The organism is Rugamonas sp., from assembly GCF_025354735.1.
GTDB lineage: Bacteria > Pseudomonadota > Gammaproteobacteria > Burkholderiales > Burkholderiaceae_D > Rugamonas.
In genome coordinates this window covers 1-2,845 of sequence record NZ_JANXMI010000066.1, presented here as the reverse complement: position 1 = coordinate 2,845, position 2,845 = coordinate 1, and the positions used below count along the sequence as shown (strand labels likewise).

General features: G+C 63.2%; 3 protein-coding genes. All 3 read right to left on the bottom strand.

Translation table 11 applies throughout. The features are described from left to right. A partial coding sequence (locus Q0S71_RS06685) for an ATP cone domain-containing protein (RefSeq protein ID WP_295993152.1) occupies positions 1–1,490 on the bottom strand: 1,490 nt, incomplete at its 3' end. A 294-nt stretch (positions 1,491–1,784) separates the two neighbouring features. Then, positions 1,785–2,408 carry a 1,6-anhydro-N-acetylmuramyl-L-alanine amidase AmpD gene (ampD, locus tag Q0S71_RS06680; RefSeq protein WP_295993148.1) on the bottom strand — a complete coding sequence of 208 codons (624 nt, stop codon included), beginning with the start codon at positions 2,406–2,408 and terminating at the stop codon, positions 1,785–1,787. Next, positions 2,408–2,845, bottom strand: a 438-nt coding sequence (locus Q0S71_RS06675) for a helix-turn-helix domain-containing protein (RefSeq protein WP_295993146.1), incomplete at its 5' end; no start/stop codon positions are given. The genes ampD and Q0S71_RS06675, both read right to left, overlap by 1 nt.

The following is a 2,845-nucleotide window of genomic DNA, read 5'->3' as shown; positions in this document are numbered from 1 at the left end:
GAGAACAGGGTCCAGTCGCCCTTTTCCATCACGCGCTTCATGAACAGGTCGGGAATCCAGTTGGCCGTGTTCATGTCGTGGGTGCGGCGGCGGTCGTCGCCGGTGTTCTTGCGCAGGTCCAGGAACTCTTCGATGTCCATGTGCCAGGTTTCCAGGTAGGCGCAGACCGCGCCCTTGCGCTTGCCGCCCTGGTTGACCGCGACGGCGGTGTCGTTGACCACTTTCAGGAACGGCACCACGCCTTGCGACTTGCCGTTGGTGCCCTTGATGTGGGCGCCCAGTGCGCGCACAGGGGTCCAGTCGTTACCCAGGCCGCCGGCGAATTTGGCCAGCAGGGCGTTTTCCTTGATGGCGTCGTAGATGCCTTCCAGGTCGTCCGACACGGTGGTCAGGTAGCACGACGACAGTTGCGAGCGCAGCGTGCCGGAGTTGAACAGCGTCGGCGTGGACGACATGAAGTCGAACGACGACAGCAGGTTGTAGAACTCGATGGTGCGCGCTTCGCGGTCTTTCTCATTGAGCGACAGGCCCATGGCGACGCGCATGTAGAAGGCCTGCGGCATTTCGATGCGGGTTTCGCGCACGTGCAGGAAATAGCGGTCGTACAGCGTTTGCAGGCCGATGTAGCCGAACTGCAGGTCGCGGTCGGCGACGATGGCCTTGGCCAGGCGGGCCAGGTCGAACTCGGCCAGCTTGACGTCGAGCAGTTCGTTTTCGATGCCCTTGGCGATGTATTGCGGGAAATAGGTCAGGTAGTGCGCGGCGGCGCCGGCCTGCGGCACTTCCTGGCCGAAGACTTCCTTGCGGATCGTGTGCAGCAGGATGCGGGCCGTCACCTGCGAATAGGCCGGGTCTTTTTCCATCAGCGCGCGGGCGGCCAGGATGGCGGACTTGTGCAGCTCTTCGACGGGCACGCCGTCGTACAGGTTCTTGACCGTTTCGGCCAGGATGGCGTCGGCGTCGACGTGCTTTTCCAGGCCGACGCAGGCGGCGTTAATCAGGTCGCGCACCTGGTTCATGTCCAGCACGCGGCGTTCGCCGTTTTCGGTGACGTGGATTTGCGGCGCGTCCGACTGCGCGCCGGCGCCTTGCGCCTCTTTCTGCAAACGGCGTTCTTCCATGTGCTTGGCGCGATAGAGCACGTAGGCGCGGGCCACGTCATGCTCGCCCGAGCGCATCAGCGACAGCTCGACCTGGTCTTGCACGTCTTCGATGTGGAAGGTGCCGCCCGAAGGCTGGCGCCGCACCAACGCCGCGACCACGCCGGCGGTCAGCTGCTCTACCATGTCGCGGACACGTGCCGATTTATCACCCTGGTCGCCATTGACGGCCAGATAGGCCTTGCTCATGGCGATGGCGATCTTCGACGGCTCGAACGCGACGACCGCGCCGTTGCGGCGGATGATACGGTAGTCGCCGAGCGTGCCGACGACGGCCGTCGGGCCGTTGGGCGCCACTGGATTGATGGACATGTCTTGAGTAGATTGCATTGAAGCTCCCCGATAACGGCGTGCATTCTTGGTGCGCGCAGTAATGTGTATAAAAAAGGCCAAAATGAAGCAGCCGGCGCGATAAGGTGCCGGCTTTACAGCGACAAAAGGGGCGTTATGGATCAATTCAGGCGCAGCGTGCGCCCTTGTGGTGCTCACACCAATATTGGGACATCTGCCAGATTAACCACTACATTTAGTGCATTGCTTTAATCGATACACTGATTGTAGTGGTCCGGGTGGGGCAAGACAAGCGGAAATTTAGTTGAAAACGGCAATTTTTCTGTTGACTTTTCAGATGTCGGACGGAAAGCGCAATGGCCGGTAAGCGCCTACTAACCCAGACTCATCCATTGCCTTTTCATTAAGCAATACGGACCAGGTTTGCTGGTATTTTTGCCAATCAAACAAGGGCCCGGGGTCGGTTTTCCGGCCCGGCGCGATGTGTTCGTGGCCTTGCACATCCGACAAGGGATAGCGCCGGCTCAACGCCACCGTCAACCCCGCCAGCGCCGTGTACTGCGCCGCCTCGAAGGGCACGAAATCCGTGCCTTCCAGTTCCACGCCGATGGAAAAATCGTTGCACTCGGCCCGGCCATGAAACTCCGATTTTCCCGCATGCCAGGCGCGCGCGCCGGCCGCCACATACTGGATCACGCGGCCATCGCGGCGGATCAGGAAGTGGCTCGACACCTTCAATCCGCGCAGGTCGGCGAACGAAGGATAGACATTATAGTCTACCCGGCCGGTAAACAAGTCCGACACGTGCGGCGCGCCGAAGCGGCCGGCCGGCAGGCTGATATTGTGGATCACCAGCAGCGTGACGGCGGCGCCGGGCGGGCGCGCGTCCGCGTGCGGGCTATCGTAGCGCACCACGTCGCGGCACCAGCCGTCGGCGTCGGCCTCATATAAGAGCATCAGTCCTCCGGCTCCTGGATGTTCAGCTTCTGCATCTGATAGCGCAGCTGGCGGAAGCTGATGCCGAGCAGTTGCGCGGCCTGGGTGCGGTTGTACTGGGTCTGCGCCAGCGCGCGCATGATGATGTCGCGCTCGATCGCGTTCAGATATTCGGGCAGGTTCGATGGCAAGCCGTCCAGCGGCGGCAGCGCGAGCGTGTCGGCGGCCGCCGGCGGCGCGGCGGCGGATGACGCGGCCGGCGCGCTCACCGCGTCCGGCCTGAACGGCGGCGCCGGCGCATACTCGGGCAGCGGCGCGGCGAGCGGCGCCGGCACGGCTTCGGCCACCGCCACCCTCGCCCCCTTCAGCGCCAGGTCCTGCACCTCGATCACGCCGCCGTTGGCATAGGCCAGCGCGCGCTCCAGGATATTTTCCAGCTCGCGCACATTGCCGGGGAA

What these genes read in the sequence shown, in the direction of transcription:
- ampD (WP_295993148.1), bottom strand. Translation starts at nt 2,408, where the DNA reads ATGCTCTTATATGAGGCCGACGCCGACGGCTGGTGCCGCGACGTGGTG.